Origin of the sequence: Bradyrhizobium sp. LA6.8 (genome assembly GCF_040547935.1) — a bacterium.
Taxonomy (GTDB): domain Bacteria; phylum Pseudomonadota; class Alphaproteobacteria; order Rhizobiales; family Xanthobacteraceae; genus Bradyrhizobium; species Bradyrhizobium barranii.
Genome location: NZ_JBEPQQ010000019.1, coordinates 46,940 through 61,082, shown reverse-complemented (window position 1 = coordinate 61,082; position 14,143 = coordinate 46,940). Strand labels below are relative to the sequence as shown.

Here is a 14,143-nt window from a genome sequence, read left to right as displayed (position 1 = left end):
CGGCTTACTCTCCCGGTTGAAGGACAGTCGTGTCGCCGAGGACAGGCGATGGCATGTCGATCGCGGATTCATGCACCTCAGGGCTTCCGGTCCTGATCGTCATCCAGATGTTGTAGGCGCCAACGATCGCGCCGATCAGGAACAGCAGGCCGCCGATGGCGCGCGCGATGTAGTAGGGGCGCATCGCAATAAGCGAGTCGACGAAGGAATAGGCCAGCGTGCCGCTCTCATTGTAGGTCCGCCACATCAGCCCCTGGATGATGCCGGAATTCCACATGGCGAAGACGTAAACAACGGCGCCGGCCAGGGCGAACCAGAAATGTACTTCGACAAGCCGCGGCGAATACATGCGGTCGCGTTTCCAGAGCCACGGCACGATGGCATAAATCGATCCGAACGTAATCATTGCCACCCATCCGAGCGCGCCCGCGTGGACGTGGCCGACGGTCCAGTCGGTGTAGTGGGAGAGCGCATTGACCGGGCGGATGGCGAGGAACGAGCCCTCGAACGTGGTGATGCCGTAGAACACAGCGGCCACCATCATGAAGCGCAGCGTCGCATCGTCCCGCACCTTGTCCCACGCGCCGTTCAGCGTCAGCAGGGCGTTGGCGGCCGATGCCCAGGACGGGATCAACAGCATCAGCGAGAACGTCATGCCCAGCGTCTGCACCCATTGCGGCAACGCTGTGTAGTGCAGGTGATGCGAGCCCGCCCACATGTAGAAGAAGGTTATGCCCCAGAAGCTGATGATCGACATCCGGTAGGAATAGATCGGCCGTCCGGCGCGTACCGGCAGGAAGTAGTACATCATGCCGAGGAAGCCGGCGGTGAGGAAGAAGGCGACGGCGTTGTGACCGTACCACCATTGGGTCATGGCATCCTGCACGCCGGAGAACAGCGAGTAGCTTTTGGCGCTGCCGAAGGAGACGGGGACGGCGAGGTTGTTGACGATGTGCAGCATCGCGATAACCAGGATGAAGGCCATATAGTACCAGTTGGCCACGTAGATGTGCGGCTCCTTGCGCCGTGCGAGCGTGCGCAGATAGATCCCGAAATAGACCACCCAGACGATGACCAGCCAGAAATCGGCGTACCATTCAGGCTCGGCGTATTCCTTGGACTGGGTGATGCCCATCACGTAGCCGGTGACGGCGAGGATGCAGAACAGGTTGTAGCCGAGCAGCACGAACCACGGACTCAACTGGTCGGGCAGGCGGGCGCGCGACGTCCGCTGCAGCACGTAGAACGAAGTTGTGATCAGCGCATTGCCGCCGAAGCCGAAAAGCACGCTGGTGGTATGAACGGGGCGCAGCCGTCCGAAGCTGGCCCAGCCGGCATCAAAAGTGAGGTCGGGCTTCACCAGGAGCCACGCCACCCAGTCGCCGATGAAGAGGCCGAACACAGCCCAGACCATGGCGAGAACGATGCCGAATTTCGTCGGATCGTCGTAATAGCGGTTGAGGCGTTCGTCGCCGGGTTCAGGATCGTAGTAGACCGAAATGACTTTGAATATCCCAGCAAGCGCCGCGACTCCGATGAGCGCACCGTGAATGCCAAGCGGATCGTCCTTGCCTGCTATGCCAAGTATCAATCCGCACAGTGCAAGCCCGAGCAGGATCAATAGCGCGTACTGACGTTCAGCCTTGGTCAGTTGTCCGATCATTGTCTTGCTGCCCGGCGTGTTGTCCGCACCTGTCATGCAGGTTCCTCGGTAGTTTTTCGATGATATCTTGCTGACGCCTCGTTCAACGAGTCGCTACTTCAACGTAGCAAGATAATTAACGAGGTCCGTCCGGTCCGTCGGGTTCTTCAGCCCTGTGTAGGTCATCCTATTTCCGGGAACCGTCTTCTGTGGCGATTCCAGATACGCATCGAGGATCTTCGCATCCCAGACAATGCCAGACTGCTTCATCGCGCTACTGTAGCTGAAGCCGGGAGCCGTACCCGCCTTCCTGCCGATGATTCCTTCCAGGCCCGGCCCAACGCGATTGGCGTGATCCGTCGCATGGCATGCTGCGCAAGCTTTGAAGATGGTTTTTCCGTGCTCGGCGTCCTGTGCGTAGGTGGGATTCGCGGTTACTCCTGTAAGTATGAGCACCGCGATAAGCACTCCGTCTTTCATCGGAACATCCTTTTTTAGATCGGGATCACCGGTGTCGAAAAATAGGACGGCGAAACTCGACGGTCCAATGACCTGTGGCTATGGAATCGATGCCATCGACGTTGCGCCCAAAAATAGACGGTGCAGTACAAACATATGCTTCTCACTGAACGGTCTTAGAGGTCTCTGTAGAATAGAAAGCGTCGGTTCGAGGTGCTATGCGGCTGGTGGCATTCCTCCCTACAGCATCACGTGGCGCGGCGAGCGGGCCGTTGACGGAGCTGTTGGCGAAAATTTCACGGTGAGGCGTCGCATCGATCCCGTACAGCGACTGAACGCAGCTTGGGCGTTTTTGCGGAACAAGGACGTCGGTTTCGAGGTGCTATGCGGCTCGTGGCACTCCTCGAAACGGCATCACGCCGCACGGCGAGCGGCAATAACGATCGTCTATCGACTCTATGGCGAGAGGTGATTTCCCTCGCCGGCGTTGCAAAGTCATTCTCCAAAGCATCGTCGTACCGAAACTTTCAGTGTAGCGACCGACACGCGATGCCGGATTGAGAAGCGCCGGGAGGCTGGATATGCAAAGCAATGACGTAATTGAAGTCGTCCCGCCTCTCGAGGTGGGATCAGCGAAGTTACCTTATTCCCGGATGTGATTGCCGTTCTTGCGGGCACTGCCGGTGTATTGGAGGAACCGGACCGCCGTCCGCCATCTATCATCGGTTGAGAGTCATCTCGCCCTGTTCGTGAGGAGGGTTGAGGTCCCAGTAATTGGCGAAGGGAGCGAAAGTCGCGATCAGAGGACGCCGCCGGGAAGTCGTCGCCAAAGCCGTTCGACCGATGCAAACCAGGAGCGCCGAGATCCACGGCATGGCGTCTGATGTCGCGACCGCCGAAGGCTGCGCCGCGATTCTCGAATAGGCTCTTGCCGCTGTCGGCGGCCTTGATGTCCTTGTGAACAACGCCGGCGCGGTGCGGGTCGGTCGTCGCGAGAACTCGGACGAAGCCGAGCTGCAGGCCATGATCGACGTGACCGCACCGATCCTGCTGACGCGGGCCGCGCCGCCAGTGCTCCGCAACAGCAGCGACGCCATGATGGTGAATGTTTCCTCCGATATCGCGCTGGTCGGCGCACCGTTCTACGAGACCTATGCCACGGTGACGGCTGGGCTTGCCTATTTTGGCGAAGCGCCGCGACGCGAGTTGAAAAAGGAGGGCATCCATGTCCTGACCATCTCTAGCCCGTTGGGACGGACTCCGATGATGAGGTCAAACCGCGCCGGGCCCGAACCTGGCTTTACGCGCGAACCGGCCTCCGCCGTTGCCGACGCCATCGCGGAAGGCATCGAAACCGGGGCGTTCGAGGTGGTCCCTAGCGGTCAGGCCCCGGCTCAGATGATCGCGCCCAATCGCTAGAACCCCGGCTGCGGTCGACGAGCGCTTGCTCGGTTTGAAGCCGGCGCTAGAGGAAGCGGTAAAAGATCGTTCGGCGCTTTGAGCGCCAGACAGTTCAAGCATGGAGTGCAATTTTGATGCTGCAAAATGGCGATGTCTTTCCCTCTCTTACTTTTGCCCGCGTCGGTGGTGGCGAAATGCATTCGCCTGGCGATCTGACCGGTGGGTTCGGTGTGATCCTGTTTCATCGCGCTTTCTGGTGTAGTTTCTGCAACGCCCAGCTTACCGCTTTTGCGCGAGCGGCGGACAAATTCGGCGGGGAAGACTTCAAGATCGTCTCGGTATCGGTGGACGATCGGGAAAAGTTGGAGGCGCTCGTCGAAAAGCGCAAGCGCGGTTCCCCGGTCGCCTACGGCGCCGATGCACGAGCGGTTTCCGCGTTCACCGGCGCTTTCGTCATTGACGCGCCCGTCTATCTCCAGGCAACCGGCTTTGTCCTCATTCTCGAAGGACCGATCGTAACGGCGGTCTATTCGATCGGCGCGATCGGCCCTCTGATTCCTGACGATGTGCTGGGTCTGGTCCGCACGTCATATCTTCGGCAAAGAACCGAGGAAACAGTGGCAGATTGGCGGGGAGGTCGATGAATGGCGCAGCCGTTTGTAGATCCGTGCAGCCGCGGCGTTATCGATGCACAACCCTGCCCGCGAGAGCTCGGGCGGGAAGCGCCGCCTCGGCGTCGATGCATGGTGCTCGCCGCCTGCGTGCTTGCGTCGTCGATGGCGTTCATCGATGGGACAGCGCTGCTCGTTGCGTTACCCAGATTGCGCGCTGATTTCGCTACGGACCTCGCCTCCGTTCAATGGGTTCTCAACGGGTATATGCTGGCGCTCGCCTCGCTGACATTGATCGGCGGCGCGCTCGCGGATGTTTATGGCAAGGCGCGCATGCTCGCGCTCGGCTGCGTCTTGTTCGGTCTCGCGTCTGCGGCTTGCGCGCTGGCGCCTTCGCCCGCGTGGCTGATCGCTGCCCGCGTCGTGCAGGGAGCGGCCGCAGCCGTCGTCACCCCTGCCAGCCTCGCCTTGATCGGGGCCACCTATCCGCGCGCGGAGCGGAACCGGGCGATCGGCGTATGGGCGGCGGCATCGGCTCTGACCACGGCTGGCGGTCCGGTCTTGGGCGGCTGGCTGACCGAGACTTTCGGCTGGCCGTCCGTGTTCTGGATCAACCCGCCGCTCGCGCTCGTCGCAGTGGGAATTCTGCTGGTCTTCGCGCCCAAAGATGGCCGCATCCGGCGCAGGTTCGACGTGATTGGCGCCGCGATCCTCGCTTCGGCGATTGGGGCGCTCGCCTGGGCGCTCAGCCAGATCGGCCCTAGTCAAACTGGGGCCGCCGCGGACGCTCCCGCCCAGATGGGCACGGTGCTCACGATCGTCGCTGGGCTTGGCATTGTCGGGCTCGCCGTCTACGTTTTTTGGGAGGGCAGAAGCGAACACCCGATGACGCCACCTCGCCTCGTGGAGAACCGCGCCTTCCTTGGGCTGAACGTCGCGACCCTGATGGTCTATGCGGGGGTTTCGATCATGTTCTTTCTGCTACCCTTTGACCTCGTCGATCGTCGCGTCCTGTCGTTGACCGATGCCGGAATGGCATTCCTGCCCTTCACGCTCGCCGTCGGACTCCTGTCGGGCGTGTTCGGCGGGTTGGCGGACAAGATTGGCGCGCGGGCCATGCTCATCGCGGGACCGGCAGGTGCGGCACTCGCCTATGTCTGGATGGCGCTCGCTCATGAAGAATCTTTGATGCTCGGCGTGATCGTACCCATGACGTTGCTTGGCCTGTCCTTCGCCGTGCTTGTGGCACCGCTCACCGCGTCCGTCATGTCGAGCGTTGACCAGACGGACGAAGGGCTCGCCTCCGGCATCAACAATGCGACGAGCCGAATTGCGCAGCTTGCCGGGGTCGCACTGGCCGCCGGTGTCGCGTCTTTCGAGTCCGGCTACGAGGTGGGTCTCGCCGTAGCCGCTGCGACCTCGATCGGCGGCGCCCTTACAGCTGCGATAATCCCGACGCCGGCCGCGGCGAAAGCGGGCGGCTCGGGAGGGGCTTAGAAAGCATGGAATTCAACCAGATTCGATATTTCCTAAGCCTGGCAGACACCATTCACCGAAGTGACGCGGCCTTGAATGGAATACGTATGGCATCGGATCGATTGCGGATCGGCACGCGCAAAAGCGCAATGGCGATCGCCCAGACTGAGGAGATCGCGCGGCGCTTGAATGCCATCGGCACCGAGGTCGAAATCGTCAAGTTCGAGACCACGGGCGACATCGACCAAGTTGGCAAGCTCTTGCCGCATGGCGGCAAAGGTGGGGCCTTCGTGGCGCAGATTCGCGAGGCGGTGCTTAACGGAAGGCTCCATGCCGCGATGCATTCGCTTAAGGACGTGCCGGGCAATGAGGACACGCCCGGTCTTGTGATCGGCGCGACGCTCTCGCGCGATCCGCCCGGCGACGTCCTGGTGCTACGGCCGGGCACCTCGGTCGAAGAGCTCAAACGCACGCGTGGCAAAGGATTCGAGATCGGCACCAACTCTGTCCGCCGCGCGGCCTATGTGCGGCGGCTGTTTCCGGAGGTCGAGGTCATCCATTTCCGCGGCGCCGCCGACAGCCGCGTGCGCAAACTTGACTGGGGCGCAAAGCAGAAGTTGCCAAATGGCGATGCGGTGGGGCCCGCGGATGCGTTGATCATGGCGCGCTCAGGCCTCGAGCGCGTCGGGCTTACGAGCCGGATCGCGTACGAATTTTCGATTGCCGAGATGCTGCCGGCAGTGGGGCAAGGGATCGTCGCAGTCGAATGCGCCGCGCGCGATTTCGAGACGCGCCGTATTCTGTCAGCGATCGACGACGCTACCACCCACGCGTGCGCCAACGCCGAGCGCGAGGCGCTGTGGGTGCTCAACGGCCATTGTAACTCGCCGATCGCGGGATTTGCGGAAGTCATGGGCACGGAGATGCAGCTCGCCGCATCCGTGCTCGATCATGCGGGCGGTCGGATCATCGAGGCCTCGCGTGTTGGTCGAGCAAGCCACCCGCGCGAACTCGGCCGCGCAGTGGGAATGGAGCTGCTCGCCAGAGGCGCTGCCGAGATCATCGAGCGCGGCCGGCCGGTGTGATAGAGCGTCATTGCGGGGAACGAAGCGACGAAGCAATCCAGAGCTTTCGGGGACAGCACGCCAAAGTCTCACTGTTCGAGCGCAACAAAGCGGCATGGGAGGGCTTCTCCGCTCGGACCGCAGCAAGAAGCGGGGCCAGTTGCGGGCGGCGAGATTGCAGACCGCACGCGCGGCGCGCAAGGTGGCATGGGCTGCACCGTCGGCAAGACCAATAGCGGGCTTGTGGCGGCGAGCCGTCCCAAGGAACTACCGTTCCTTGAAGGGCAGCGCGACATGAGACCGAGTCATTCTGCCGGGCCACCTCGGCGGATTCAGAGGGAAAACGCCTCGCCGCAATAGCTCGGACTAATCATTCATCCGCCCGGAGCCATCGACTGAAAGACTTCGTCGCGCAGATAGAAGTGGTGGAAGAGAGCCGCAGCTGCATGCACGCCTGCAACGCAGAGGATGGCGTTGCCGAGGGTGGCGTGTATTTCCATGATCAGCTGCCCTAGTCCACGCGCCTTCGCGATCTGGGGGGCGATGTCGAATCCGGGAAGGGTGACGGGAATCCCCACGAGCCAGGTACCGAGCACCCCTGTTGCTGGAATCGCGATGAGGAGCGCATAAAGCGCAAACTGGACGAGCTTCGCGGCCGCAGCCATCCATCGCGGCATCGGCTGCTTCGCGGGCGTGCTGTCGATCAGCCGCCATAGAAGCCGGAGCACGACGATAATGAAGACGAGCACCCCGAGCGTCTCGTGAATCCTGCGGAGCCCGTCCGCGCCGGCGGAATAGAGCGAAGCGGGGTCGCCCTTGCTCAGCACATAGGCGGCGAGAACCAGCATGACGGTCAGCCAATGGAACGCCTGGGCGCCGGCGCCGTAGCGAGAGGAAGTGCTGCGCAAACCGATTACTCCGATCTTGAGCCCGCCGCAGTTGACGAACAGCGGCGGCGCGTAGCTAGAGATTTGAGTGCTTCCCCCGGCGCCTAACTTTACCTTATGACGAACCCATTGCCCAAGTGTCCTCAATCGGCGTCCGAGCGTCCGGTACCTTCAACCCGGACTGCAAGAGGGAGATGATCATCGCAGCGGCTGCGGAGATTGGGGGCATTCGCCAAAAAGATCAAATAGTGGTTCATGTCCTTTTCAAGCGCGTCCTCGATCGCGTCGCGCTCTTGCTCCTCCTCCGGAATGACGGGCGTTGCCTGCATGGGCGGCGCCAGGAGGCGCCCGGCCGAGCACCGGGCATAGGGCCAGGAGCGGCAGGCGCACCCATCGTCGGGGCAGGCCGGGCAATCGGCGGTCGCAGAGGGCCCATCCCGGCGGCAGCGGGAGGACGCGGGGGGACTGCCGCCGGGAGCGCCGACGCCGGGCGGAGGGTGGGGATTCCCGGCGTAGCTTGTGCCGGCGCTTGCGGCGCCAGCGGAGTGGAGAACGGGTTGGTGCCAACGAGCGCGGGACCGTCATTGTGGCCCATCATGTCGGCGCCATTCGGCTTCTGCTACCGATCATCGCGAACCTTCACGGCACCGGCCGCCGGCAGCATCTCGCCCATGGCATTCGCCTGGAACAGCGAGCACGCTTCGAGCAACAGCGGATGGCGGACCGTCGACATGCCTTCCAGCGGCGCAGAGGATGAAACCGACGTTGTGGTGGCAGTCTCTATCACCAGCCCGAGCAGCTTGAAGCCCTCGGGAAACATCTCCAAATGCTCGCGGCGGGACTCGTCATCGCGCCTGATACCTTCGAGCAATTCGCTCGCAATGGTGTTCAGCTCGCCTTCATCCATCTTCGCAGCCAAGTTCGCATAGAACTTGTCATCGACGACGGACGGCCAGTGGCCCGACGTGAAAGATCGATCGAAACCTAGCCGTCCGGGCTTTCCGTGACGGTGGCGCCATCTTGCACAGTTGTAGTCGGGATGAGCGAACAGTTCTTGCTTATTGTTCTTCAGGATGGGCATTGGATTGCCTGTTCAGTTGTGTAGAGGGCTGATACTGAGCTTTGTGACCAGGGCGCGTACTAAAGGCAGAGATGTCAGCTTCCAACGGCCAAGCGGACAGATCGCGATCAATCTGAACTTTATCGCTCGTAACCCAAGAGCGACGAGCGCATGACCGAGGAACGCTAAAATCTCTCAAATACATGTTGGCTAGCGGCGGCTCGAGGGAACCGCACGCTGCCAAGCTTTGGTGTCACCACCCGTTGTAGTCACCCCAGCCGGAAGAGGAGTCGGGATAGTAATAGGTCGGATAGCGCCAATATGAATTATAGGTCGGATAGCCCCAGTACGAATTATAGGTGGAATAGCCCCAGTACGAAGGGTAGGGATAGTCATTCGGCGTGCGTTGCACGCCGCGTGTCCCCCGATCCCGCCGCACACGATAGCGCACGTCCGTCGTCACGGCTGGTGCCGCCGCCTTGATCGACGCGCCATTGATGGCGCAGCAGACGATTTGGCCGTGGCGGCCACTGCGATAGGAACAGCAATTGCGAGCCCAATCGCGAGGCTGCAGACTTGGATCTTCATGATGGCTCCTGTTCGTGTAAAGGATGACTGTCCACTACCCGACGAGAATGACCTTGCAACGCCGGCGAGGGAAATCACCTCTCGCCATAGAGTCGATAGAAGGTCGTTATTGCCGCCGCGCAGCGTGATGCCGTAGCGAGGATTGCCACCAGCCGTATCTGCAGAAACTTCTAAACCCGTTACCGCGCTTGGACCAATCGAGGTTGCGCGTGCCAACGCGCTGCAGTCCTTGACCATGACGCCGCTCCTATGGTGGATTTGTCGCGCCACGTCGCCGATGGGATGCCGGACCGAGGTAAGAGAGGGAAAGGCATCGCCATTTTGCAGATGGGGCAGGATGCCTACAGAAAACGTTCGAAAATCCGGAATTGCGTTACGTGGGTAACGACCAAGCTGTTCTTGCACACTCAGCTCTGGTGGTGGCACGAAGCCAAGTCCCCCGACCCGCCACTCGATCCGAGCTGACCCGGACGCGTTACGTCGCCTCTTGGCCGATTGTGTTGCAAAAGTCGGTTGAGGCTGACCGCGGAGCGTGATTCCGTTGTGTTGACGCGAATCTCAGCGAGGTCGATCCATGATGGACCGTCAGAAGAGTGACCAAGGTCAGCTGTTCTACGAGTTTCATCTTGGTGACGCGGTACCCAAGATCATTTGGTACGGAAGATCGACACCGCCCTCGATCTGTCCTGGCCTCGCAGCGAACTTGCACCTCATTATTCGTCGATAGGTTCGTCCGTCGATTGATCCGGAGCTGATGATCCGGATGCTGGTCGTTGGGTATGTCTTTGCGATCCGTTCGGAGCGGCTGATCTGCCGTGAGGTGCAGGTGAACCTTGCATATCGCTGTTTCTGGTTGGCATCGAGGATGATATCCCGGATCATTCGGCGTTCTCACGTGCCCGCAACGAGCGCTTCCGCGAGGGGGATGTTTTCCGCCGCGTATTCGAGCGGGTCGTCGAGGCGTGCATCGCGGCCGGTCTGGTTGGTGGCGAAGGCTTTGCAGTCGATGCGAGCCTGATCCAGGCTGACGCCAACAAGCAACGCTCGATCGCGGGTCAGGACTGGCATAAGGATCGTGATCCGAAGAGCGCCAGCCGCGCGGCTGCACGACCGGCGCGATCGCTGCGTGGGCTGCAGAAGACAGCCAGGCGTTCGAGAAGATCGCGCGCGGCCGCTACCTCGCTGTGCTGGGTGATTGTTCAGCTGCCACACTGCGCCGGGCGTTCCTTCGCACAGCCGATCCACAACCGTTTTGATGGCCAGCACCCCTGTTCGTGCCACGCCAAGTGACTTCGTGGGAACGATCTGTGACACGGTGTGCTTTCGATCTCGACGATGAGTTCTCCCCGATCCGGCAGCACCCTCATCGGCGCGCCGAGAGCGCGTCCGAGGCGCGCAGCGGGGACCACCGTCCGTTCCGCAGCAAACAGGAGCATGGCCGTCGCGCGCGACAATGCTCAGCGCCGGCCAAAGGTCACACTTTCGGTTAACGTAGATGACACAGCTGGAATCTGTTGGCCCTGAGTAGCAGCCGCCACCGCCTTTCGGGTGTTGTTGAAGACCTCCTCGATCCTCTTCGAAGAATTCATCTGCGTAAGAAGAACGGTCATCAGCTGACTATGTAATTCATCCGAGTCTTCGACGACCTGGCCAGGCGCTGCTGAGCTCAGGATGAGTGTGTTCTCACTCGTTTGAATGGGTGCAAGTCCGTGTGAGTAACTCCTGAAACGTCGTTCATAGGGGTTGCGGCGTGAGGCTTCGATGACTACGAGCCGAACGCGTGCTCCGGAAGTCTTGAGTTTCGAAAGGAGCAGGTCAACGCTCACACCTTGTCGACGAACATCCTCTTCATACCAGATCTTCGCATCGACTGGGATTAAATAATTCTGACCGTCAGACTGAACGCCGTAACCTCCAAAATAGATTAGCACAATCGAGTTCAAATGTACTCTTGCCCCTAGATCATCGATTGCTCGGGTCATGTCGCCGCGCGTCGCATTGTCAACGGCGTCCACCAGGAAGCCGTTTCTGCGAAGAGCATTTGTCAAACCTTCCGCATCGCGTGTCATTTGGGGAAGCGGAGAGTCGGCATCGGGATAGTTTGAATTGCCAATCACCAGAGCTAGCCGATTAGTATCGATGGGTGCGGATTCACCCAACCAGCTGGGCGCGCTCATGGGTTGGTCATGAGCCTTCTCCAGCCGCATTGTCTTGCCGAGGCCGGTCGAGAGCAAGCCGAGCAGGACTGCAACGCCGACTAGTGTTCTGGGAACTGTCATCTCATTATGAGCTCCAGTTCACCGAGGAACCGCTCCTCTCCGTAAGATGGCTTGGCGCTGCCAGCATTCGCGCCACAGTCGCACCCGGTAGCGTGCCGCCGTTGCGTCCTTCAATTGCGTCGCGCCGTCCAGTAACCCGAGCATCTCGCAGGTCCTGAGCGGCCGCTCCAGGTCCCCTGGCCGGACGTTGCGAACAATTTGCCTGCACCCGAGGCATATTTATCCTGGACCGTCACCGAAGCGCGAACCGCGCCGGATTTTGCGACGTAACCTCGAAATCTCACGAGGTTGGGATGCGTGACAATTCCGTTGGTCACATCGACAGTAAACCCGTAACTGGAATCGCAGGTTCCTCTTTGCGTTACGAAGACGAGGTCCCAGGAGCCGTCGTACGCTGAGCGTCCGTATGCTGCCGGCGCAAAGGCAATGAAGCAACTAGTTGCCGCGATGAGAAGCGAACGCTTTGTCACGATAGTTCTCCTAACTTAGTTAAAGCAGGCCATGTGTTCGAGCGTTGGCGCCCACCGAGGTAATCGCCATCACCGGCCAAGAGCATGCTCGTAAGCGTCAGTGACTGAGAGACCGATCGCGCTCCCCCGCATGAACAGAGGAGCGCAGCTATGGGGCCAGGAGATTATTCATTGGTGAAGCCTACGACCGAACAATTCACCAGATTCCTCGTCGTCTTCACCGGCCCCCCGCAGGGCTCACCGGTAAGCCTGACGCACTCTTGGCTTCGAGATCGTCACCGTCAGTGATCAGTTTCCGTTGATCCATCGAGATAAAGATGTCGTCGGTGCCGAGGTCGACCACACCGTCTTTGGCAAGTGCTTCCGTGAGTCGAAACGACAGTGGATCAAGGCCCAACGCAGCAGCCCCGGCCGGCGTGGCCTCTGCGCAATTCTGTACGGCCCGCCGCGATCGGTCGCATACATACGAAGTTGCTCTCTCCACGTTATTCCTCCAACTCTGGCGACGGCCGACCACCCGAGGCCGTGTGCCACAGAACAGCGGCCTGAAACGCATACTGCGAATTAGTTGGAGGATGTCGCCGCCGCCGGATAAAGGGAAATAGCCTGTGACTATCTATCCGATAACCATTTATCATGGACCTTAATTCAGACGCGATCGCATCGCAGCGGCCTTGCCTGCTGCGACTGCCGTGGCCACCTCGCCATATCTTCAATCGGAGTCCTGTCCATCACCCTCAGATGTTGCCGAGACGTATCCATGCACTTGGCGAAAGGCACGCACAAACGAGATGAATCGTTTGCTCGATCCATTCTTCACCACAAGAGACTCTGGAATGAGTTTCGGCCTATTCATAAGCCGGCGCATCATAGAGACGCATCGTGGACGGATCTGGGCGGAAACGAATGAGGATTGCGGCCTGACTATCCGGTTAGCCCTGCCGCTATGAGAAAGAGCCAGGAGCGCTCAGGGCGCGTTACAGTATTTCCATCTGCTTACAAGGCAGGCTGCTTAGGCGTGCGAACAACGTCACAGAGCGAAGCCGCTGACTTCGCCCGAGACACGTCTGGTCCATCCGCACAAAGCTTCAGGCGGAAGGTCAGCTTCGAGGCCGTGCTCGGTTCGATCTCGCCATCGACAGTAGATCTCGCTTGCGCTCAACGCCCATCGTTCGCAGATGTCAAAACCGGTTAAGCCGGTCATGCCACTCGACTGCGCTGACACGTGGCAAAGGGTTCCATTCAGATACGCCAACGGCATCGAAACGATAACTGATTGTAATTGGCGAAGTTGCCGCGGATGCATTGTATTACGCAATAGGCACATCACCAGCTGTGCTGATGATGCAATTGGGTACTAGCTGTTGGCAACCAGTCTCGAAAGAGCTTTCAACCACACATCCGGGGCTGTCAATTTCAGGAGATCGGAAACTTGAAGGTCGGTTTCATCGCCTACGCCAATCCCAACAATTTTCTGCACATTGCCGCGAAGCTGCTGCCGTGGCTGTGGGGCTTGACGGCGTTAACCTTTGCGCTCGGCCTCTTCGGTGCGTTCACGGCACCACCCGACTACCAGCAGGGCGGGATGGTGCGGATCATGTACATTCACGTTCCGGCCGCCTGGGTGGCGATGCTGGCTTATATGCTGATGGCGATCTCGGCGGTCGGCTCGTTGGTTTGGCGCCACCCGCTTGCGAATGCGGCGCAGAAGGCTGCCGGGCCGCTCGGTGCCGCCTTCACTGTTATTTGCCTTGTCACCGGCTCCCTCTGGGGCAAGCCGATGTGGGGAACGTACTGGGTGTGGGACGCTCGGCTTACTTCCATGCTGGTCCTTTTCCTGATCTATCTCGGTCTGATCGGACTCTGGCAGACAATCGAGGACACCAGCAGGGCCGCGCGAGCTGCATCGATCATGACGCTGGTCGGGTTCATCAATATTCCTATCGTCAAATTTTCGGTCGACTGGTGGAATACCCTCCACCAGCCAGCCTCCGTGTTCCGGATTGAAGGCTCGACAATCGCCGGCCCGATGCTTTGGCCACTGCTCGTCATGTCGCTTGCATACACACTCCTATTCGCGACGCTCCACGTTATGGCGATCCGCAACGAAATCATGCGGCGCCGCGCTCAGCGGCTCGCGATCATGCTGGCGGCCGTTGGCGAATCTGCTGGGGCCCGAATGCAATCGGTCGAAGCGGTTTCCTGA

The 14,143-nt window shown here is 60.3% G+C and carries 14 protein-coding genes and 1 pseudogene; 7 read left to right on the top strand and 8 right to left on the bottom strand.

Annotated features, from left to right (window positions below; genetic code table 11):
* Nucleotides 1-4: 4 nt before the first annotated feature.
* Together ccoN and ABIA90_RS45170 are read right to left on the bottom strand one after the other, a co-directional pair.
* Entirely contained in the window at nucleotides 5-1,663 is a 1,659-nt protein-coding gene (ccoN, locus tag ABIA90_RS45175; protein WP_354122299.1) for a cytochrome-c oxidase, cbb3-type subunit I, read from the bottom strand.
* A gap of 93 nt (nucleotides 1,664-1,756) precedes the next feature.
* Complete coding sequence (locus ABIA90_RS45170) at nucleotides 1,757-2,122, bottom strand: c-type cytochrome (RefSeq protein ID WP_354122249.1); 366 nt, start codon at nucleotides 2,120-2,122, stop codon at nucleotides 1,757-1,759.
* A 936-nt stretch (nucleotides 2,123-3,058) separates the two neighbouring features.
* Between ABIA90_RS45170 and ABIA90_RS45165 the strand changes: the two genes are divergently transcribed.
* The 4 genes from ABIA90_RS45165 (at nucleotide 3,059) to hemC (ending at nucleotide 6,674) form a co-directional block, all read left to right on the top strand.
* Nucleotides 3,059-3,520 carry an SDR family NAD(P)-dependent oxidoreductase gene (locus tag ABIA90_RS45165; RefSeq protein ID WP_354122250.1) on the top strand — a complete coding sequence of 154 codons (462 nt, stop codon included), beginning with the start codon at nucleotides 3,059-3,061 and terminating at the stop codon, nucleotides 3,518-3,520.
* Nucleotides 3,521-3,636: 116 nt separating this feature from the next.
* On the top strand, nucleotides 3,637-4,146 hold the full coding sequence (locus ABIA90_RS45160; RefSeq protein ID WP_354122300.1) for a redoxin domain-containing protein: 510 nt from the start codon (nucleotides 3,637-3,639) through the stop codon (nucleotides 4,144-4,146).
* A 99-nt stretch (nucleotides 4,147-4,245) separates the two neighbouring features.
* Nucleotides 4,246-5,610, top strand: coding sequence for an MFS transporter (locus tag ABIA90_RS45155; RefSeq protein WP_354122251.1), 1,365 nt, complete (start codon nucleotides 4,246-4,248; stop codon nucleotides 5,608-5,610).
* 86 nt (nucleotides 5,611-5,696) lie between these two features.
* Nucleotides 5,697-6,674, top strand: a complete 978-nt coding sequence (hemC, locus tag ABIA90_RS45150) for a hydroxymethylbilane synthase (protein ID WP_354122252.1) — start codon at nucleotides 5,697-5,699, stop codon at nucleotides 6,672-6,674.
* A gap of 353 nt (nucleotides 6,675-7,027) precedes the next feature.
* On the opposite strand, the gene ABIA90_RS45145 is transcribed toward hemC, so the two are convergent.
* The 5 genes from ABIA90_RS45145 to ABIA90_RS45125 all read right to left on the bottom strand — a co-directional run bounded on the left by ABIA90_RS45145 (nucleotide 7,028) and on the right by ABIA90_RS45125 (nucleotide 9,593).
* The gene (locus tag ABIA90_RS45145; protein WP_354122253.1) at nucleotides 7,028-7,561 is read right to left on the bottom strand and encodes a cytochrome b; all 534 of its coding nucleotides are present in this window, start codon (nucleotides 7,559-7,561) and stop codon (nucleotides 7,028-7,030) included.
* Nucleotides 7,562-7,683: 122 nt separating this feature from the next.
* On the bottom strand, nucleotides 7,684-7,869 hold the full coding sequence (locus ABIA90_RS45140; RefSeq protein ID WP_354122254.1) for a hypothetical protein: 186 nt from the start codon (nucleotides 7,867-7,869) through the stop codon (nucleotides 7,684-7,686).
* Nucleotides 7,870-8,159: 290 nt separating this feature from the next.
* Nucleotides 8,160-8,621 (bottom strand): hypothetical protein, encoded by a 462-nt coding sequence (locus ABIA90_RS45135; RefSeq protein WP_354122255.1) that lies wholly within the window; start codon nucleotides 8,619-8,621, stop codon nucleotides 8,160-8,162.
* Nucleotides 8,622-8,853: 232 nt separating this feature from the next.
* Entirely contained in the window at nucleotides 8,854-9,012 is a 159-nt protein-coding gene (locus ABIA90_RS45130; RefSeq protein WP_354122256.1) for a hypothetical protein, read from the bottom strand.
* Nucleotides 9,013-9,059: 47 nt separating this feature from the next.
* Nucleotides 9,060-9,593, bottom strand: a complete 534-nt coding sequence (locus ABIA90_RS45125; RefSeq protein WP_354122257.1) for a hypothetical protein — start codon at nucleotides 9,591-9,593, stop codon at nucleotides 9,060-9,062.
* 169 nt (nucleotides 9,594-9,762) lie between these two features.
* Here ABIA90_RS45125 and ABIA90_RS45120 point away from each other — a divergent pair.
* Nucleotides 9,763-10,289, top strand: a pseudogene (locus tag ABIA90_RS45120) (transposase); the annotation flags it as partial.
* 356 nt (nucleotides 10,290-10,645) lie between these two features.
* Here ABIA90_RS45120 and ABIA90_RS45115 read toward each other — a convergent pair.
* On the bottom strand, nucleotides 10,646-11,467 hold the full coding sequence (locus ABIA90_RS45115; RefSeq protein ID WP_354122258.1) for a caspase family protein: 822 nt from the start codon (nucleotides 11,465-11,467) through the stop codon (nucleotides 10,646-10,648).
* Between the two features lie 1,261 nt (nucleotides 11,468-12,728).
* Here ABIA90_RS45115 and ABIA90_RS45110 point away from each other — a divergent pair.
* Together ABIA90_RS45110 and ABIA90_RS45105 are read left to right on the top strand one after the other, a co-directional pair.
* On the top strand, nucleotides 12,729-12,887 hold the full coding sequence (locus tag ABIA90_RS45110; protein ID WP_354122259.1) for an ATP-binding protein: 159 nt from the start codon (nucleotides 12,729-12,731) through the stop codon (nucleotides 12,885-12,887).
* A 482-nt stretch (nucleotides 12,888-13,369) separates the two neighbouring features.
* On the top strand, nucleotides 13,370-14,143 hold the full coding sequence (locus ABIA90_RS45105) for a heme ABC transporter permease (RefSeq protein ID WP_354122260.1): 774 nt from the start codon (nucleotides 13,370-13,372) through the stop codon (nucleotides 14,141-14,143).